12 protein-coding genes are annotated in these 20,045 nt (G+C 58.8%); 4 read left to right on the top strand and 8 right to left on the bottom strand.

What is annotated here, in order from left to right; translation table 11 throughout:
- From H9S92_RS01995 to H9S92_RS01975, 5 genes are all read right to left on the bottom strand, one after another.
- Positions 1 to 414: a DUF6691 family protein gene (locus H9S92_RS01995; protein ID WP_187465053.1), complete on the bottom strand. Its 414-nt coding sequence runs from the start codon at positions 412 to 414 to the stop codon at positions 1 to 3.
- Positions 415 to 424: 10 nt separating this feature from the next.
- Entirely contained in the window at positions 425 to 1,015 is a 591-nt protein-coding gene (locus tag H9S92_RS01990; protein ID WP_187465052.1) for a YeeE/YedE family protein, read from the bottom strand.
- A gap of 341 nt (positions 1,016 to 1,356) precedes the next feature.
- Positions 1,357 to 2,808: an MBL fold metallo-hydrolase gene (locus tag H9S92_RS01985; protein ID WP_187465051.1), complete on the bottom strand. Its 1,452-nt coding sequence runs from the start codon at positions 2,806 to 2,808 to the stop codon at positions 1,357 to 1,359.
- 142 nt (positions 2,809 to 2,950) lie between these two features.
- The gene (locus H9S92_RS01980) at positions 2,951 to 4,654 is read right to left on the bottom strand and encodes a SulP family inorganic anion transporter (protein ID WP_187465050.1); all 1,704 of its coding nucleotides are present in this window, start codon (positions 4,652 to 4,654) and stop codon (positions 2,951 to 2,953) included.
- Positions 4,655 to 4,734: 80 nt separating this feature from the next.
- Positions 4,735 to 5,382 (bottom strand): Crp/Fnr family transcriptional regulator, encoded by a 648-nt coding sequence (locus tag H9S92_RS01975; protein WP_187465049.1) that lies wholly within the window; start codon positions 5,380 to 5,382, stop codon positions 4,735 to 4,737.
- 219 nt (positions 5,383 to 5,601) lie between these two features.
- On the opposite strand from H9S92_RS01975, the gene truB reads away from it, so the two are divergent.
- Positions 5,602 to 6,324: a tRNA pseudouridine(55) synthase TruB gene (gene truB, locus H9S92_RS01970; protein WP_187465048.1), complete on the top strand. Its 723-nt coding sequence runs from the start codon at positions 5,602 to 5,604 to the stop codon at positions 6,322 to 6,324.
- A 481-nt stretch (positions 6,325 to 6,805) separates the two neighbouring features.
- Here the strand turns inward: truB and H9S92_RS01965 are convergent, their stop codons facing one another.
- On the bottom strand, positions 6,806 to 8,128 hold the full coding sequence (locus tag H9S92_RS01965; protein ID WP_187465047.1) for an ABC transporter permease: 1,323 nt from the start codon (positions 8,126 to 8,128) through the stop codon (positions 6,806 to 6,808).
- A 145-nt stretch (positions 8,129 to 8,273) separates the two neighbouring features.
- On the opposite strand from H9S92_RS01965, the gene tyrS reads away from it, so the two are divergent.
- Positions 8,274 to 9,623, top strand: coding sequence for a tyrosine--tRNA ligase (tyrS, locus tag H9S92_RS01960; RefSeq protein ID WP_187465046.1), 1,350 nt, complete (start codon positions 8,274 to 8,276; stop codon positions 9,621 to 9,623).
- A gap of 89 nt (positions 9,624 to 9,712) precedes the next feature.
- Here tyrS and H9S92_RS01955 read toward each other — a convergent pair whose 3' ends face one another.
- Both H9S92_RS01955 and H9S92_RS01950 read right to left on the bottom strand, forming a co-directional pair.
- Positions 9,713 to 10,804, bottom strand: coding sequence for a hypothetical protein (locus tag H9S92_RS01955; protein ID WP_187465045.1), 1,092 nt, complete (start codon positions 10,802 to 10,804; stop codon positions 9,713 to 9,715).
- 359 nt (positions 10,805 to 11,163) lie between these two features.
- Positions 11,164 to 13,554 (bottom strand): outer membrane beta-barrel family protein, encoded by a 2,391-nt coding sequence (locus H9S92_RS01950; RefSeq protein ID WP_187465044.1) that lies wholly within the window; start codon positions 13,552 to 13,554, stop codon positions 11,164 to 11,166.
- A 349-nt stretch (positions 13,555 to 13,903) separates the two neighbouring features.
- On the opposite strand from H9S92_RS01950, the gene H9S92_RS01945 reads away from it, so the two are divergent.
- The gene (locus tag H9S92_RS01945) at positions 13,904 to 15,601 is read left to right on the top strand and encodes a DEAD/DEAH box helicase (protein ID WP_187465043.1); all 1,698 of its coding nucleotides are present in this window, start codon (positions 13,904 to 13,906) and stop codon (positions 15,599 to 15,601) included.
- Positions 15,602 to 16,190: 589 nt separating this feature from the next.
- Positions 16,191 to 19,934, top strand: coding sequence for a hypothetical protein (locus H9S92_RS01940; protein ID WP_187465042.1), 3,744 nt, complete (start codon positions 16,191 to 16,193; stop codon positions 19,932 to 19,934).
- Positions 19,935 to 20,045 lie beyond the last annotated feature (111 nt).

Raw genomic sequence — 20,045 nt, 5'->3', positions numbered from 1 at the left:
TTAGTGGGGGAGTTTGTGGCGGAAGGCACCGTAGAGGTAGGTGCCGAACACCGAACTGAGGATGACCAGGCCAAGGGACAAGATGCCCTGGCCCAGGAGCGTGAACATGGGGCCCGGACAAGCGCCCGTGAGCGCCCAGCCCAAACCGAAAATCGTACCGCCAAACAGGTAGCGCGGCACCGAAAAGGCCTTAGGGCAAAGGCTCCATTCTTCGCCGTCGTAAGTTTTGAGTTTCAACAGCTTCGCCAGCGCGACGCCCGCCGCGCCCAACACCACGGCCGTGCCGATGATGCCGTACATGTGGAAGCTCTCGAAGCGGAACATCTCCTGAATGCGGTACCAGGAAATGGCCTCGGATTTGGTCATCACGAAACCAAAGAAGACGCCGAGGAGGAGGTAAAAGAACATGCGCATGGTCCGTAGATTAGAGGCTGACGATGAAGGGGAGGAACAACCAGCTCATGAGCAGGCCGCCGATGAAAAAGCCGATGACGGCAATGAGGGAAGGCAGCTGCAGGTTGGACAGGCCACTGATGGCGTGTCCCGACGTACAGCCCCCCGCCCAACGGGTACCGAAGCCGATCAAAATGCCCCCGCCAACCAGCGAGACCAGGCCGCGCAGACTGAAAATCTGGTCGGCCGCAAACAACTCGGCGGGCAAATAGCTGGTAAAACCGGCCGTCTCACCCGGGCCACTGATGCCGATGCTGTTCAGGTACGTGACCGTAGCGGAAGAGATCTGTACCGGTTCGGGGTTGGGAAAGACGTAAAAGGCCAGAAAGCCACCGATGACTGCGCCGCCGATGAACAGGAGATTCCAGCGTTGTTCTTTCCAATCGAAACGGAAAAAGTCGTGGCGCTTGCCCGCACCAGCGATGGCACACATGGTCCGGAGGTTCGACGAAACGCCAAACTCGCGGCCGGCGTAGAGCAGGAGAAACATGGTCAGCGCGATCAGGGCACCGCTTACCGACCAGTGCCAACTGGAGGAAATGAGGGAAATAATGTCTTGCATTGGAAGGTTTGGGGATGGTTTTTACCGCTGGCGCGGTTTTTGGACTGCTGCGCAGTCCTTTTTTTGAACCACTAAGGTTTGTCGCTCCTGCGGAGCTTTTTTTGAACCACTAAGAGCACGAAGAGGGACTAAGTTTAATAACGTGTGTGATGTCGAGACATTCCACGTCGGAGGGAAGTCTCCTCTTAGTCCATCTTCGTGTACTTAGTGGTTCAAGAACAGACCGAAGGTCCCTTAGTGTACTTAGTGCCCTTAGTGGTTCAAAAACAGACCGAAGGTCCCTTAGTGTACTTAGTGGTTCAAAAACAGACCGAAGGTCAATCAAAATGGTTCAAAACAAGTCAGATGAATTCACCGACGGCCTGGTCGATCACTTCCTGGCTCATGGTGGTGGGGCAGACGAAGTCGGACTTAGCCAGGTCGGTATTTTTGATGGTCCCCCAGCCGCCTTCTACGTTGACGAGGTGTTCAAAGCCCCGGGCCCGCAGGATGGAGGCGGCAATCAGGGAGCGATAGCCACTGCCGCAGTGGAGGTAGTAGGTCTCGTTGCGGTTGAGCTTATCCATGTTGGCGTTGATGTAGTCCAGCGGGAAGTTCGTAGCGGCATCGAGGTGCTCGGAGAGGAACTCGGTGGGCTTGCGGGTATCGAGGATGTTGTCCACCAGCCCCTTGTTGACGCGGGCGGCGAAGGTGTCGGCGCTGACGTTTTCGATGGCGTCGGTTTCTTTGCCGGCGGCCACCCAGGCTTCAATGCCGCCTTCGAGGTAGCCCAGGGTATTGTCGTAACCCACCCGGGAGAGGCGGGTGATGACTTCCTCGGCGCGGCCTTCGGGGGCGACGATGAGCAGGGGCTGGCGGATGTCGGTAATGAGGGCACCTACCCAGGGGGCAAACTGTCCGTCAATACCAATGAAGATGCTGTTGGGGATGTGGGCGGCGGAGAAGTCGTTGCGGTCGCGGACGTCCAGCACCAGGGCTTCTTCCGCTTCAGCGAGGGCTTCGAAGGCAGCGGGGTCGAGGGGGCGTTTGCCCTGGTTCAAGACGGTCTCGAAGTTTTCGTAGCCCGCCTTGTTCATCATCGCGTTTTTGGCGAAGTACTGGGGCGGTGGCGTAAGGCCAGCCGTGACTTCCTGAATGAATTCCTCGCGGGTCATGTCCGCACGCAGGGCGTAGTTGACGGCCTTCTGCTCGCCGAGGAGGCCAAAGGTTTCCTTGCTCAGGTTTTTGCCACAGGCGGAGCCGGCACCGTGGGCGGGGTAGACGATCACGTCGTCGGCCAGCGGCATAATCTTTTCGCGGAGGCTATCGAAGAGGTAGCCCGCCAGGTCTTCTTTAGTGACGGAGCCTTGCTTGATGGCCAGGTCGGGCCGACCGACGTCGCCCAAAAATAAAGTGTCACCCGTGAAAATGGCGTAGTCTTTACCACTTTCGTCGCGGAGCAAAAAGGTGCTGCTTTCCATGGTGTGGCCGGGGGTGTGGAGGACCTTGATGACGACGTCACCCACTAGCAACTCTTCACCATCTTTAGCACTGTACACATCGTACTCGGGCTGGGCCATAGGGCCGTAGACGATCGTTGCACCGGTTGCCCGCGCCAGATCGATGTGGCCGGACACAAAATCGGCGTGGAAGTGGGTCTCAATGATGTACTTGAGCTTGGCACCGGTTTTCTCCAGTTTTTCCAGATAGGGCTTGGTTTCGCGCAGGGGGTCGATGATGACTGCTTCGCCAGCGCTTTCAATGTAGTAGGCGCCTTGGGCAAGACAGCCGGTATAGATTTGTTCGACTTTCATAATTGGGGATTGTTAATTGATGATGCAAAGATCAGGCCAGTCTGGGGAGCGAAAAGGTGACCTCGATCACAGTGTGCGTTTTTTTTCGTTGGGGGTGGTTCCCCACTAAAACGCCCCAGGGGGAGAAAATATACAGTTTGGCTCACACATCGGCCTGCAAGACGTAGCCGCTGCGCAGCGCCGCTTCCCCGTCGAGGGCCCCGGCGACGTGGAGGAAAAAGTTGTCCTGGCCGATGAGATCGACCAGTCCGGCCTTCTTGAAAGAGTCGCGGGCCGGGCCAATCAAGCCGGCAAAGCGGACGGCCAAGCCGCGTTTGCGCTGGTTGGCCACGAAGTTGTGCATTTCGTGCAGGGCGCTGCTGTCCAGGCTGGCAATACCCTCGGCGTTGATGACGATGGTTTTCAGCTCTGGGCCCCGGGCGGCCACCAGGGCGTCCAATTGGGCCTGGAAGTAGGTCAGGTTGCCAAAGTACAGCGGCCCGTCAAAACGTACGATGAGCGCGTTCGGATACTCGACCACTCCTTTGAAGCGATTGACATTGCGGAAAATATCCGTGCCGGGAATCCGCCCCAGTACGGCCAGGTGCGGACGCATGGAGCGGTAGATGTGGACGGCCAAAGACAGCGCCACGCCCACCCCGATGCCTTGCTCGATGCCCAGCGTGAGGGTAGCGACGAAGGTGGCGGCCAGCATCCAGAAGTCGGAACGGTCCACTTTCCAAAGATGACGCACTTCCGCCACGTCGATCAAACCAAACACCGCCACCATGATGACCGAGGCGAGGATGGCCTGCGGCAAAAAGTAAAACAGGGGCGTGAGGAAGAGGAGGGTCAGGACAATCAAACCAGCGCTCACCAACGAAGCCAGGCCGGTTTTGGCCCCCGCCTGGTCGTTGACCGCCGTGCGCGAAAATCCGCCCGTCACGGGGTAAGACCGCACGAGCGCACCCGCCAGGTTGGCCGCGCCGAGGGCGATGAGTTCCTGGTTGGGGACGAGCGCGTAGTCCTTGTGCTTGTTCTGCACGGCCTTAGCAACGGCGATGCTTTCCATGAAACCGACGAGCGAGATGGTCAGGGCAGTCGGCAACAGAGCCTGGATTTGTTCCCAGGTAAAGGTGGGGAAGCTGATCCCCGGCAAGCCGCTGGGCACGGAACCCACAATTTTCACGCCCTGCTCCTGCAGGCCCAGCAAGTACACCGCCAGGACGCCAAAAACGACGGCCAACAGCGGGCCCGGCACCGTCTTGCTCACCTTCTTGATGCCGATGATGAGCCCTACGCCAATGATGCCAATGCCGAAGGTCCAGGGGTTAATCTCCCCAATCCGCGAAACTGCCGCAAAAATGATCTCGTGGATGTGGTGGCTGCGACCCAGGTCAACGCCCAACAGGTGTTTCAACTGGCTCAGACCAATGATGAGTGCCGCCGCCGAAGTAAAGCCACTGATGACGGGATGCGAGAGCAAATTGACCAGAAAGCCCAACCGAAACAGCCCGAGCAGCAACTGCACTACCCCCACAATGAGGGTCAACACCACGGCCAGGCCCAGGAAAGCTTCCGTACCCACTTCGGCAATGGCCCCAACGCCCGTAGCCGTCAGCAAAGACACCATCGCTACGGGCCCAACGGCCAGCTGCCGGCTCGTCCCCAGCAACGCATACACCATCAGCGGCAAAGTCACCGCGTACAAACCATGGATCGGCGGCAAACCGGCCAGCATCGCGTAGGCCATCCCCTGCGGGATCAACATCACGCCAACGGTTAAACCCGCCGAAAGGTCTCCTTTGAGCCACTCGCGGTTGTAGTTGCGCATCCAGTCTAGCGCGGGAATCCAGGATCGTTGCATCGGTTTTGCTTTGTGGGGCAAAGGTCTGCCGTGCTTGATCTGGGGGACGGTGATCCTGGTCACAGAAGGAGCGCATTCGCTCATTCACGCATTAACCTGACCCGGTTCCTCCCCAGCTCAATCGTCCCCTGCTTTTCCATGGTTTTGAGGAGGCGGGAAATGGCTTCGCGGCTCACGTTCAGGTCGGCGGCAATTTTCTGGTGGGTGGCGTTCAGGGTGGCGTCCTGGTGGATTTGGCTGCGGCGCTTGAGGTAATCCAGCAGGCGGGTATCCAGCTGTTGGAAGGCGATCTGGTCGATGGTGCTGATCATCTCGTTCATGCGCCGGTCGTAGGCCGTCAAGACGAAATTTTTCCAGCTTTTGAACTGCATCATCCACTGGTCGAGCACCTGTTGCGGGAGGCCCAGGATGGTGGTATCTTCTTCGGCGATGGCCTGGATTTCGCTCAGCTTATCGTTCATGCAGCAGGAAAAAGTCATCGTACAACTTTCGCCGCGCGTCAGGTAGTAGAGAAAGAGTTCGGAGCCGTCGTCGCCCAGGCGGCTGATCTTGATGGTGCCGTTGAGGATCAGGGGGAGCATGCGGACGTAACCGCCGTAGTCCATGATCACGTCCCCCTCCCGGAAGCGGTGGATGCGGCCTTGGGTGGCAATCGCTTGCTGGAGGTCGGGCTCGCTGAAATCGGGGAAAAACTGCTGCACCTGGGCAATGGAAAGCTGGTCGGTCATGGTTGTAGTAGGCTGGTCAGCACGAAACACATGAATATATGTTGGAGTTTTCATGCATTTTCTGGTGGGGTGTTTTTTTAGCCTGGTGGAAACTGGGCGCGGTCGCAGGATGCAGTGGCTGTCTCCCGGGGAGAGCAGGGTAGGGGAGGACGTTCTGTCTCATTGTCCCTTACCTTGCACCCGCGGCAGCGCCCGCAAAATGTTAAACTTCACCCTACTATGCTACCCGCCGCCACTACCGAACCCCCCTTTTCTTTCGCCGAAGGCTGCCTCCTGCTGGTGGATAAACCGCAGGGCTGGACGAGCTTCGACGTGGTCAATAAACTCCGTTGGGCCATCCGCAAACACCTGGGCGTCAGGAAGTTCAAGGTCGGCCACGCCGGCACCCTCGATCCCATGGCCACCGGCCTGCTCAACATCTGCACCGGGCAGTGGACCAAGCGCCTGGCCGAACTCCAGGGCCTCGACAAAAGCTACACCGGCACCATCACCCTCGGCGCCACCACCGCTTCCTACGACGCCGAAGAACCGATTACGGCCACCTTCCCCACCGCACACATCACCGAAGCCGCCATCCTCGCCGCCGCCGAGGCCCTCACCGGAGACCTCCAACAGCTGCCCCCCATTTTTTCCGCCATCAAAGTCGACGGCCAGCCCCTCTACAAAAAAGCCCGCAGCGGGCAGGAAGTCCTCGTCCAGCCCCGCCCCGTCACCGTCCACTCCTTCCGCATCACCCGCATCGCAATGCCCGAGGTCGATTTCGAAATCTCCTGCTCCAAAGGCACCTACATCCGCTCCCTGGCCCACGACCTCGGCAAAAACCTGGCCAGCGGGGGCTACCTCACGGCCCTGCGCCGCACCCGCGTTGGCCCGTATCCCATCGAAAACGCCTGGACGGTCGATCAACTGCTCGAATTGCTGCCCCCGAATGGCCATGGTTGAGCCGTTATACGGCGAAGTGTGAGGTCCAGACGTTTTACGTCGCAGCAAAAAACCAAGACACCTCCCCTTGGCTCCGTCGACACCTCCAAGGAGTCCCCCAGGATTTAACATTTACGATTCAACATTCAACATTCAACATTCAACATTCAACATTTGGCATCCGCCGGGAGGTTGGATGAATACTGGCGAGGGTTAGGTTTTGGGAAAAGGATTGATTTTTGGCACTCCCCGAGCCAACCACCCCCGAACGATTTCTCCTCCGAGGCATCTTTTGCCGTTCGCAGTGAGGAACATTTATTCGGAGGGATAATCTTTGGAGGCTAAAGTTCCTCGGAGGTGTAAATCGTGTGGGAAGTATAAATCTCCAATATCAAGTATCGTCTATCTCCCTTAGTCCTTCTTCGTGCCCTAAGTGGTTCAAAAAAAGCTCCGCAGGAGCGACAAAACTTAGTAGTTCAAAAAAAGCTGCGAAAGCAGCCCACTACTTAAACCGCAACGCCTTCACCGGATCAATCCGCGTCACCAGGTAAGAAGGCACCACCAGGAAAAACAGGGTCAGCAAAAACGTACCCACGTTTAAGGCCAGCAGCGTCGACCAGTCGATCTGGATCGGCGCCACCGAGAGGTAGTAGGACTCTTCGTCCAGGTGCACCAGCCCGAAGGTTTTCTGCACCCAGCACAGCAGTAAGCCGATGCCGTTGCCCAGCGCCAGCCCGCTGATGATGATGAAGCCCGCGTAGTAGAGGAAGATTTTGCGAATGCCCCAGTTGCTCAGGCCCAGGGATTTGAGCGTGCCGATCATGTTCGTGCGCTCCAAAATGAGGATGAGCAGCGCCGTCATCATATTAATGATCGCCACTGTGATCATGAGGGCCAGGATGATGGCCCAGTTGTAGTCCTGGATATCGAGCCAGTTGAACAATTCACTCACCTTGCGGCGGATGCTTTCGCCGTAGAGGTCCTGGGGCAAGACCTGGTAATGGATGTAGTCGTTAAAAATTTCGAGGTCGGCGATGTCGTCCAGGATCACTTCAAAGCCCCCGATCTGGTCTTCTTCCCAGTTCAGCAGGCTGCGGGGTTGCTTGAGGTCAACGAGGGCAAACTGCCGGTCAAATTCCTCCAGCCCCGTCTTGTAGATGCCCGTCACCTGAAACGCCCGCGCCCGTTCTTCGCCCCGGGGGCCGATGAAGGCGAAGTCCATCCGGTCCCCCAAACCAATCTCCAGCCGCGTAGCCGTGATGCTGCTGATGATGATGCCGCGGCTGGTGGAGTCGGGGCTCACCCGCAGCGCTTCGCCTTCCACGAGGTAGCGGCCGAAGTTGTCCCAGTCGTAATCCTCTGCGATGCCCTTCAGCACCAGCGCTTCCTGGGTCGGCAGGCGTTCGCCTTCGGGGTAGACGGAAACCACCCCCGGCAAAACGATGAACTGCTGGATGTGCCGGATGCCCGCCCGCGTCATCTGCGGCGCGCCTGCCTCCAGCCCCAGCGAGGCCCCGAAGCCCTGCAAACTGACCCGCCCGGTGGTGTCCAGGCTGGGGTAAAAATCCTGGCGGTTGGAAATGGGGTAATTGTAGGTATCGAAAATGCCGTAGCTGGCCGCGTCGGCCGTGATGTGGATGTGCCCCCAGAAGCCAAAAATCTTGGTGGATATCTCCGATTTGAACCCCGCAATCAGGGCACTGGCCAACACCATGGTCGCCATCGAAATGGCCACGGCCGCCACCGCAATGCCAATGATGGTGCGGGAAACGGATTTGGTGCCGCCTTTGGCAACACCCCGGGCCAGGTAAAGGGGAAGGTTCAAGAATCAAGGCTTGTGTGGTGAATAATTCCCGGAGCGCCAGCCCCCGGTGCGGTAAAGGTACTGCATCTGCTCCGCCCGCGCCGCAGCCAAATTGCGGCCCCCCATTCGCTTCTTAGGCTATATTTGCGCCAAAATTTACCCCCCGATGGATTTTATCGCCGAACTCACCTGGCGCGGGATGCTCCACCAGCTCACTCCCGGAATCGAAGCACACCTGGCCGAAACTCCCCGCAAAGCCTATATCGGCTTCGATCCCACCGCACCGTCCATGACCATCGGCAACTACGTCCAGATCATGCTCCTCACGCTCTGGGCCCGCGCCGGCCACCACCCGGTCGTCCTCTTCGGCGGAGCCACCGGCCGCATCGGCGACCCCAGCGGCAAAGACAAGGAACGCCAGCTCAAAAGTTATGACGAAGTAGACCGCAACCTGGCCCACCAGCGCGAGCAAATGTTTCGCCTCCTCGCCGCCGGCCTCACCGCAGGTCGGGAAAAGGGCGCGGCCGCAGGTGCCGGGGAAGTCGCCGAAGGAGAAGCAAAGTTTTCCGTCGTCAACAACTACGACTTCTACCAGAACATGAACGTCCTGGATTTCCTCCGCGACGTCGGCAAAACCCTCACCATCAGCTACATGATGAGTAAGGACAGCGTGCAGAACCGCCTGGAATCCGGCATGTCCTTCACCGAATTCAGCTACCAGCTCTTGCAGGGCTACGACTTCCAGAAGCTGTACCAGGAACACGGCGTGACCGTCCAGATGGGGGGCTCCGACCAGTGGGGCAACATCACGGCCGGCACCGAGTTCGTCCGCCGCAACCTCGAAGGCAAAGCCTACGCCGTCACCACCCCGCTCCTGACCAAAGCCGACGGCACCAAGTTCGGCAAATCCGAGGGCGGCAACATCTGGCTGGACCCCGACCTGACCAGCCCCTACGACTTCTACCAGTTCTGGATTCGCTCCAACGACGCCGATATCCCGACCTACCTCAAGTACTTCAGCCTCCGCAGCAAAGAGGAGATCCTGGCCGACTGCGCCACCCTCAAACGCCACCTGGCCGGCGATGACCAGTTCAGCGCCGTCAGCCAGATCAAGCTTGCCCTGGCGGCGGAGCTGACCGACCGCGTCCACGGCCCCAGCGGCCTGGCCACCGCCCAGCGCGTCACCAACCTCCTCTACGGCCGGGGCGCTACCGCCGATGACCTCCGCGCCCTCGATGCCCAGGCCCTCGGCTCCCTGGCCGGCGAAATCCCCACCATCAAACTCACCGCCGCCGCCCTGGATGACCAAACCACCTTACTCGACTTCCTGGCCGAACACGGCGTCGCCGCCAGCAAATCCGAAGCCAAACGCGCCCTCCAGGGCAACGCCATCGCCATCAACAAAGAAAAGGTCAGCGATCCCGAGGCTACCCTGTCGGCTGCCGATCTGCTCCACGAACGCTTCATGCTGGTAGAAAACGGGAAGAAAAACCGCTTTTTGGTGGTGGTGGGGTAGGGGATATAAGCTGTGCCTAAACCCCAAAGCCCCGTCCGCCGATTTTCGGCGGACGGGGCTTTCCCTGGGGGGCACTGACGTTGGAGGTATTACCGAGCCACCGTTGGCCGAGCCGCCCGGTAACGCTGGTCCACAAAGTAGGTGCGCCAGTAGTTCTGCGGCTTTTCCTTTATGCGGTAGCAGCGGCCGGCAGGGTCGGGCACCAAGGTTAAGCGTTGGTTGGGGTAGTTGGGGTCGTAGATGTAAATTTCTACGTCGGTTTGGTAGGCCCCCAGATCACCTTGGTAGCGGCCCAGTTTATAACCGACGGCGACGACCTGATGGCTGAAGGGGCCTTGGCCGGTGGTTTGGAGGCCAAGCGGACAAGGGCGCCCCTGGTCGATGTTGCGCATTAACTCGCCCAGGCGGCCGGATCCTGCTTGCAAGCCCCAGTTGAAAAATTCCTGGTCGCGGTTGCCAAAGTTGGTGCCAATCAGCTCTGCCCACTTGTCGGCATTATCCGCCAAGGAATTTACCTGACGATCGTAAATGTATTTGCGCAAGGGTGTGCCCTCGGCGGGTTGAGTAGTCTGGGTAGGAATATCCTGGCGACCGTAGTAGTAATCCAAAGCGGAATAGCTCATGCCCCCACAGAGCCCTTTGGTCTTAATATCGCCAATGATAACGTTGGTAAACGAGTTGCTGAACTTGAAGCCGTGGACGGCGGGGTTGAAATTGGTGTACTTAGCCGGAGCGGACACCGGAGCAACGCTGCCCCAGATAAAGTCTTCTACCCGGTTATCCCCCGTAAAGCGGGCCAGGTAATTGCCGCTCTTGCTGAGTAAAACCTGGCTGCGACCGCCCGAAGTGGCTACCACTTTGAGACCATTGACGTTCCAGTTGTCGCCGTTGAAGCCCCCCGAAGCGGTGGTCTCCAGCCGGATACCGCGCAGTGCCGCAATGGCTTTGTTGACCGTGTAGCGAACGCTGTAGGGAGTATGGTCTTTCCAACGACCACCCTGGTTGATATTGCGAAAGTACTGTTGCTGTCCGTCGGCGAAAAGGACCACCAGGTTGGCATTGTCATTGCCGCCCCGCAGGTCGTCTCCACCCGTAGTGATGGTAATGTCCAGGGTGGTCGATTGGGCCATAATGGCTCCGGAAAGCAGCAATAGGGCCAGAGATACGAGAATACGAGTCATGGGAAGTGCATTTAAACGGTGGTGAAAACAGATGGAAACCATTCGCTAGTCCGCCAGAGTAGCGCATGGAGGTATGCATCTATGCAATAGGCATAGGCTTTGTTACACCCGCCAGGTAAGGTTGGTCTTGCCAGAACAATCGCCGGAGGTGTCGGTCTGGGTAATTACAGGGTGCTGGTCCTGCGAAGCACCTCTCCAATTTTAAATCCCTCATCTAAAATCTCCAATCGCCCGGGCCGTTCCTCAATGTTCAAGCCATCGGGAATATGCTGGCTCCCACGATGCTAAATCAAACATCTTAACCGCGCCGCAGGCAGCAGCGTAGCTAGTCTCAGATCCTACGTCCCAAATCTCCCCTTCTAAAACCGCCGCTGCTGCCCCAGATACTCCATCGTTTCCCCCTTGCCGAAGCCGTAGCTGAAGCCCATCGTCAGGAAACGGCCCCGGAAGCTACGCCGGTACTGAGAAAAAGTCGGCCCCTCCAGCTCACTGATCTGGATGCGCGAAGCAAATAGGTCGCGCACGCTCAAACTCAAGGCACCCCGGCCTTTGAAAAGCTTCTTGCGCAGGCCCGCGTCCACAAACAGCTGGTCGGCTTCGTTGCCCTGCACCGTCTGAAAGGCCGAGAGGTACTGGGTGGTGACCTCAAAGTCAATGTCCTTCGGCAGATCAAATTTACCGGTGATCTTGCCACTGTACTGGCTGGCGGAAAAATCGAAAACCACGCCCTCCAGCGCCCCGTCGCGGGTGAAGAAGTTATAGTTCAGGTCTCCCGTCAGCGTCAGGAAGCGAGCCGGCGTAACCTTCGCATTCACCTCCAGGCCCGTCGAGCGGTTGGTGCCTACGTTCACCGGCTGCGTGATGGCTACGTTGTTGCTGAAGGTGGTGATGCGCTCCACCACGTCGGTCGTGTAGCGGTAGTACACGCCTGCGTTGATCGAAGCCTCGCCGAGAATGAAAATGCTCGTCAGCTCGTAGGAGTCGGTAAACTCGGGTTGCAGGTTGGGGTTGCCGGTGCGGACGCTGAAGGCGTTGCGGGGATTAAAAAAGGGGTTCAAGTCCCAGAGCCGGGGACGGAAGATGCGCCGGGAATATCCGCCCTGCAGCGAAACCGCGTCGGAAATCTTGTAAGAAGCGTGGCCGCTGGGGAAAAGGTTGGCAAAGGTCCGGTCATTGCTTTCGTTGGTGCTTTCCAGCAGCGTCGTCAGGTCGGTATTCTCTACCCGCAGGCCTACCTTAATGCCCCAGGCACCGGGTTCGTAGGCCCAGGTGCCGTAGGCAGCGGCAACTTTCTGCTTCCAGTTGAAAACGTTGGTCAGGGCAGGATCTTCCACGAATGCGCCGTTGACGAAATTGCTCACCGCAAAGTCGTTGCTGACGTCGTTGGTGACGTACTGCGCGCCGGCTTCGATGCTCACCTTTTCGGAGATGGGCTTGGCGTAGTCGATCTTGAAGGTATTGTCCGTCTGCCCGAAATCGGTGCGCGTTTGCTGCTGCCCGCTGCGGTCTTCGCCCTCCAGAGAGATGTCCCTGAACGCCGAAGCCTGGTCCTTGGAAAAGAGGCTGCCTACGGCGCTGATGATCAGGTCGTGGTCTTTGTGGTCTTTGAAGTCGCGCTTGTACTGCAGCTCAAACTGGTATTTGGGGTTGGTGGCCTCCGTGGCCTCCTCGCGCCGCCAGCGGGCCAGGGTGCCGCCCGCAGCATCCGTTTGCCGGTAGTCGTAGCTCGAAGGCTGGTCTTCAATCTCGTAAGCAAAATTGCCCGAGAGGGTCAAAACATTGCGCTCGTCGATGTGGTAATCGGAGCCCAGCACCAGGTTGTAGTACTTCTCGTTGCGAAACTCCCGCCCGTCGCCAAACAGGGTAATGCCGCTGGTTTTGTCGAGGTTGACCGTCTCTTCGTCGTTGGGCAGTTCGCGGTAGCCGACGCCGAGCTGGCTAAAGAGATTGAATTTTTCACTCCGGCGGTTCAGGCTCAGGCCCACGCTGTAGTTGTCGGGCACCCCCGCGTTAACGGAAAGGGCACCGTTGAGGCCCTTGCGCTCCTCTTTTTTCAGGACGACGTTGATGATGCCCGAGGTGCCTTCGGCGTCGTACTTGGCCGATGGGTTGGTGATCACCTCAATGCTCTCGATCATGTCGGCCGTGATCGTCCCCAGCAGGCTGCCCTGCTCGCTGGCAATGACCGAGGGCTTGCCGTTGATGAGGATCTGCACGCCGCCGCTGCCGCGCAACTGCACCTGCCCCTCGATGGTGACGTTGACCGAAGGCACGTTGTTGAGCACTTCCAGGGCCGAGGCACCCGTGCTGCTGAGGTCTTTGCCCACGTTAAAAACCCGCTTATCAAGCTTGAATTCCGTCTGGGATTTTTCGGCCCGCACGGTCACTTCCTCCAGTTGCTGGCTCTGGCTGCCGAGGGAAATTGTGCCCAGATCGGCGCGCCCGTTGCGCACGGTGATGCTGTCAATACGCACCGTTTCGTAGCCAATGAAACTCACCTCGGCAAAGACGTCGCGCAAGTCTGCGGTCACCGAAAAGCGGCCCGTTTCGTCGGTCGTCGTCCCCGCCTGCGCCGTCTCGTCACTCCGCTGGGCGATGCGGACGGTGGCAAATTCAATGGGCTGTTCGCTGCCGGCATCGATCACCTGGCCAGAAAAAGTGATTTTATCACCCGTATTTTCCGATTGGGCGCTGACGCAGGTGCCCAGGAAAAGAACGAGGAGCAAGGTGAAGGAGTAGCGAATGGACATTTTCAAGTGGATTTTGGAATATTTTTTGGGGAACCGTTATACAGGTTTAACCCAATATTAAGGGGATAGGACCGCTGCCCGCAGCATTTTTCTACCCTTTCCCGCTTTTATTCGACAACTCGATCCACCGCGTTTGGTTGCGTTCGGGCCGGCAGAATAAGGGCAATCCACTACTTAGTGTGATTATTACACCAAGAATGCCTACCTTTGCGCCCGCAAAACGGGGCGTTCTTCCGGTTTACGTATGGGCTTTCACTTTCGCAAGCCGTTTGGTGGTAAACCATTTCGCCCTAATTCTTGGTCTTTTGCCGTTTCCGCAGTAGGGAGGCAAAAGTAAAATATGGACGAAATGGAAACTTTTAAGGACAGCGGTCTCCGCGATGACGTTAAGCGCGCGGTGGCCGAACTCGGTTTTACTACCCCCACCCCCATTCAGGCACAGGTCATTCCCCTCATCCTCGATTCCAGCCGCGACCTCGTCGCGCTGGCACGTACGGGCACGGGTAAAACCGCCGGTTTCGGCCTGCCCGTAGTGGATGGCATCGACCTGGATTCCCCCAGCGTCCAGGCCCTCATTCTTTGCCCCACCCGCGAGCTTTGCCTCCAGATCGCCAAAGACCTTGATGGCTTCGCCCGCTTCCGCAACGGCGTCAAGGTAGCCGCCGTCTACGGTGGAGCCCCCATCACCCACCAGATCCGCGAGATCAAAGACGGTGCGCAAATCATCGTCGGTACGCCCGGCCGGACCCTCGACCTCATCACCCGCGGCAAACTCAAAGTCGACCAACTCAAGCGCGTAGTCCTCGATGAGGCCGATGAGATGCTCAACATGGGCTTTCAGGAAGAGCTCAACGGCATCCTGGCCAGCACCCCCGAAGACAAGCAGACCCTCCTCTTCAGCGCCACCATGCCCAAGGAAGCCCGCAAGATTTCCGAGGAATACATGCGCAACCCCACCGAAATCAGTGTGGGCCACGCCGATGCCGGCAATTCCAAGGTCGTCCACCAATACTTCAAGGTCCGGGGCTCCGATCGCTTCGCCCTCCTCCGCCTGCTGGTGGAACTGGACCCCGAGATGTACGCCGTGATCTTCTGCCGCACCCGCCTGGAAGTTAACGGCGTATCCGAAGACCTGCGCTTCGCCGGCCACTCCGCCGATGCCCTGCACGGCGACATGAGCCAGGCCCAGCGCGACGACGTAATGAACCGCTTCCGCCGCCGCCGCGTCAAACTGCTCGTCGCCACCGACGTTGCCGCCCGGGGCCTCGACGTCCAAGACCTTACCCACGTCATCAACTACAACCTGCCCGACGCCCCCGAAGTCTACGTCCACCGCAGTGGCCGCACCGGCCGCGCCGGCAAGGAAGGCATCGCCATGAGCATCGTCACGGGCCGCGAAGTCCGCCACCTGCGTGCCATCGAGAACTACTCGGGCATCAGCTTCCAGCTGCGCGACGTCCCCAGCCAAAACGAGGTCTACCGCCTGCGTGCCCTCCGCTTCGCCGAAAACGTCCTGGCTGCCAAGCTCGACGACAAAGTCGCCGCCTACCTGCCCGAAGTGATCGATATGTTCGCGGAAATGGACCGTGAAGAAATCATCCAGAAGATCCTCGGCTACGGCCTGGGCACCCTCAGCGCCCAACTCAGCGGGCAGAAGCAGATCCAGAACGACGATACCAAAGACAACCGCCTGGAAAAAGGCAGCGCAGACTTCACCACCATCTGCATGTCCGTCGGCAAAAAACACGGTTACACCGTCCCCCAGATCATTGGGATGATGAACCGCCGTCTGCCCGGCAAGAAGATATCCTTCGGCAAGATCGACATCCAGAACAACCTCACCTACGTGGGCGTAGACAGCAAGGAGGCCAAGAAAGTGGTGGCCGCCTTCGAAGGGGCCGTTGATAAGGGCGTGGAAATGAACGTGCGCATCTTCGAGGATGGCACCAAAATTGACGCACCCTGGAAAGGTGGCGGCAAAAAGAAAAAGCAGTACCAGCCCGGCGGCTTCAAGCCCAAAAGCAAAAAGCCCCACCGCGGTCAGTAGGCCAGGCGTAGAACGTCCGGCTGAGGGTGTCTCCCCTTACGAGAAATCCCGGTTGAGGGTGTCCCCACCCGAACCCTGTGCATTCGGGTGGGGACACCCTCAACCGGTGCGACTCGTTTGGGTGGGGACAACTCCAACCAATATTCTCCCGAACCGTGGATATTCGGGTGGGGACACCCTCAACCGGTGCGACTCGTTTGGGTGGGGACACCCTCAACCAATATTTACCCGAACCGTGGATATTCGGGTGGGGACACCCTCAACCGGTGCGACTCCTTCGGGTGGGGACACCCTCAACCGGTGCGACTCGTTTGGGTGGGGACACCCTCAACCAATATTTACCCGAACCGTGGATATTCGGGTGGGGACACCCTCAGGCGGACCCTATTGCGTACTGGTTAACATTATACCGTTAAGCACGTCCGGAGCGGTTGTACATCGGACATCGGACATCTGACATCGTACCTCGTACATCAGACATCGCACATCCAACCTTCCCTGGCACCTGCGGCCGCGCCCGCTTGAGAAATTTGCCGCCGAACCAACGCTTTGGGTGGTGGGTTATAACGGACAGTTAATCCCCATCCATTTGCACTCACTACCATTCTTCCGGCGTACTGCGCTTCTGCTCTTTCTTAGTGGCCTGCTGCTGCACTGTGCCGATTACCGCATCCACGAGGCCCCCATCGAAGGGCTCACCAGTGAAGCCCCACCCCGGGGTACGTTGGAATACTCCACGTTTATGGTGGGCGACCTCGGGTACGACTTCGACCGCGGCCTCACCACGCTCGATGCGATGGTGAAGGCTATGTCTTCAGCCCCCGAAAACAGCTCCCTTCTTCTGCTGGGCGATATTACCGGTCCGGAAGGACTCCGTAAAAAAAACAGCCCCGAGCGGGAACACCTTTTGGCCATCCTGCAACGCCTCGGGCAAGTTGCCGGCCCCGTCTACTACACCCCCGGCGAAAACGAACTGGGGCAGGAGAGCAACTTCGGCCGCCTGAAGCGCCTCGAAAAATTCCTGGAAGAAGAGGCCGGCGATAAGGTGCGCATGATGCCCAATAACGAATGTTCCGGCCCCGACGACGAGGAGCTTTTTGACCGCGTTGGCCTCATCGGCGTCAACAGCGCCTGGTTCCTGGCCGACTGGAGTATGGACCAGGAGGTGAGCGAAGGCTGCGACTACACCAACCGCGACGCGATGCTGTTTGCCCTGACCGATGAGATCAAAGGATACCGCGGGCAGGTGAAGATTGTGATGATGCACCACCCCCTGCAAAGCAACGGCAACCGGGGTGGGCAATACAGTCTTCGGCAACATCTTTTCCCCCTGGCCGATGTCATCCCCGGTGCCTACCTCCCCCTGCCCGTGGTGGGCTCGGTCATCCGCGGCATCCAGGGCGTAAGCGGCGGTCCGAACGACGTGGGCAATTTGCTGTACCAGGACATGGTGCGGTCCATCAAATCGGGCATCGACGACGAGATCAACGTCATCTTCGTCAGTGGCCACGAGCACAACCTGATGCTGGCCCACGAAAAAGAATACGTCAAAATAACGGCGGGCTCCGGTAGCGTGCGCGGTCCCGCCCGCGGCGGCAACGATGCCAACTTCGCCTACGGAGAAATCGGCTACAGCCGTCTGGACTTTTTCGACAGCGGCGAGGTACACGTTGGCTTTTACACCGTTGATGAAAATGGACAGGAACAAAAGGTGTTTTACCGCCGCATCATCGCTGATCGCTTCTTGCCCAGCGACGATGGCATTGAGGAGGTGGATATCGAAGTCGTTAACGAAGACACCGTAAAAGCGGTGGTGTACGAACTGGGGGCCAGGGACAAGAGCGGACTGATCAAGGCGGCCCTCGGCGAACACTACCGCCCGCTGTACTACGTGCCGGTGCAAGTGCCGGTATTGAACATCGATACCCTTTTCGGCGGCCTCAAGCCCTACCGGCGGGGTGGGGGGATGACGACGATGAGCCTGCACAGCAGGGCGGCCGACGGGCATTTGTACCAGTTGCGGTCAGTGCGGAAAAACCCTTCGCAATTGTTGCCCAGCATGCTGGAAGAGTCTTTTGCGGCCGACCTGGCGCGCGACCAGTTTACCTCCATTCATCCTTTTGCGCCGCTGACTTTGCCGCCGCTGCAACGCCGCCTGGGCCTGCTGGGGGCCGATCCTAAACTTTACTACATCCCCAAACAACCTGGCCTGGGCGACTTCAACACCAACTTCGGCGGCGAAATGTACTGGCTGGAACAACGGCCGGACGAAGACTGGAGTGGAACGTCATTCTTCGGAGGAAGTAAGGACATCATCAGCAACTCCAAAGTCCGGGAAGAAATCACCTACGACTGGAAGCACTACGCCGACTACAAAAACTACGCCCGCGCCAGGCTCTTCGATATGCTCATTGGCGACTGGGACCGGCACCGCGACCAATGGCGCTGGTCTTCCTTCGAAGAGGAGGACGGCCGGACCCGCTACGTACCGATTGCCCGCGACCGCGACCAGGTCTACTCCAACTACGACGGCGGGCTGCTGACGGTGGCCCGGGTATTCCTGGCCGAAGCCCGCAAACTGCGCCCCTTCGATGAAAAACTCGACAAAGTGAAATGGCGGGCCATGAACGGCAAATGGAACGACCGCGTCTTCCTCAACGAAATTACCAAGGAGGAAATGCTGGTGGAGGCCCGCACCATCCAGGCCACCCTGACCGACGAGGCGATTGACGAAGCCATGGACCTCTTCCCGGCCGAGGTGAAGGCCTACAGCCTGGAGCAAGAGAAAATCGGGGAGAAACTCAAACAGCGCCGCGCCCAGCTCGAAAGCCTGGCCCTGGACTATTACGCCAACCTGGCCGAAAAAGTCAACGTCCTGGGCACCGATAAAAACGACGTCATCCACGCTACCGGTCTGGAAAATGGCGACCTGCACGTGGAAGTTTTTGACGCCAGCAAGGAAGGTGAGGTCGATGAAAAATATTACGGCCGCATCTTTCACGTCGGGGAAACCAAAGAAGTCGTCGTCTACGGCCTCGACGGCAAAGACCGCTTCCGGACCCAGGGGCCACCCAGTTCGATCCGCCTCCGCCTGGTGGGGGGCAACGACAAAGACGAGATTGTGGCCGACGGCCGGCTCCGGGCCATGGCCTACGATGAAAAAGAGGGCATGAAATTTTCGGGGAACACTGGCACCATTGCGGATCGCCGCAGCGACCGCTTCCCGGAGCTCAACCAGTACGATTTTGAGGAGTACTACCCGGATTACACCACACCCATTCCCGCCTTTGGCTTCAACGTAGACGACGGACTGTTTTTTGGCTTAGGTTTCAGCCGGACCAACCACGGTTTCCGCGCCGACCCCTACAAGACCCGGCACGCGGCGCTGGCCACTTACAGTTCCAATGAATTCTTCAAGTTCTCTTATACGGGGACTTACAACGATTTCTTCAGTCGGCAGGCCGATCTGGTGCTCGACGCGCACTACTATACCCCCGGTTACGTGGCCAACTTCTTCGGCCTGGGCAACGAAGGCCCCGGGCAGCCCGAAGAAGGCGAGATCGAAGGCGTCGGGGAAGACGAAGAACTGGAGTACAACCGGGCCCGGCGGGAAGAAATCATGCTGCGGCCAACCCTCCGCTTCCGCGGCAAGCGCAACCGGACGGTTTTCTCCGTGGCGCCCTTTTACCACGCCTTCGACCTGGACGATGACACCCCCGATTACGCGCTGATCCTGAATACGCCCGGCATCCCTGCGCGCGTTTTCGATAACCAGCCCTTTGGCGGTTTGCTGGCCCAACTGGAATCGAACAACGTGGCCATCCCCCTGCTGGCTGACAATGGCGTAAAATACGACCTCTTCGCCCAGCAGAGCTGGAACCTCAAAGACGAGGGAAGGTCCACCTTCAAATACGGTGGCAACCTGACGGTATACAAGATGCTGACCAAAGTGATCAACGTAGCTTCCCGCATCGGTTTTGAGCACAACGACGGGCAACCGGAATACTATCAGCTGGCCTCCATGGGAGGGCGTACCAACTACCGCGCCGCCCGCGCCGACCGCTACCGGGGCAATACCCTTTTTTACCAGAACATTGATCTGCGCTTCATGGGCTTCAATTTCGGTAAAGGCGAGGCACCTACTGTGGGTGGATTCATCCTTGGCCTCGACTACGGCCGCGTCTGGCTCAAGGGCGAAGACAGCGAGAAGTGGCACGTAGGCTACGGCGGTGGCATCTGGCTGGCCCCCCTGGGTGCCACGATTGTGAGCCTGACCTACTTTCGGGACAGCGACCAGGCCCGGGTAGCGGTAGCTGCGGGTTGGCCCTTTTAGTGGCTACCATGCCCGCCATCGTGGCAGGAGGAAGTTGGCGGGGGCAGCCCCTCCTCTCACGCCATCCCAGGAAATGCACCAGCCCTTACTATTGACCACCAAACGAAGCGA

It is taken from the genome of Neolewinella lacunae (assembly GCF_014349155.1).
Classification (GTDB): domain Bacteria; phylum Bacteroidota; class Bacteroidia; order Chitinophagales; family Saprospiraceae; genus Neolewinella; species Neolewinella lacunae.
The sequence above is the reverse complement of the archived record's forward strand: the minus strand, read 5'-3'. Positions and strand labels throughout refer to the sequence as shown.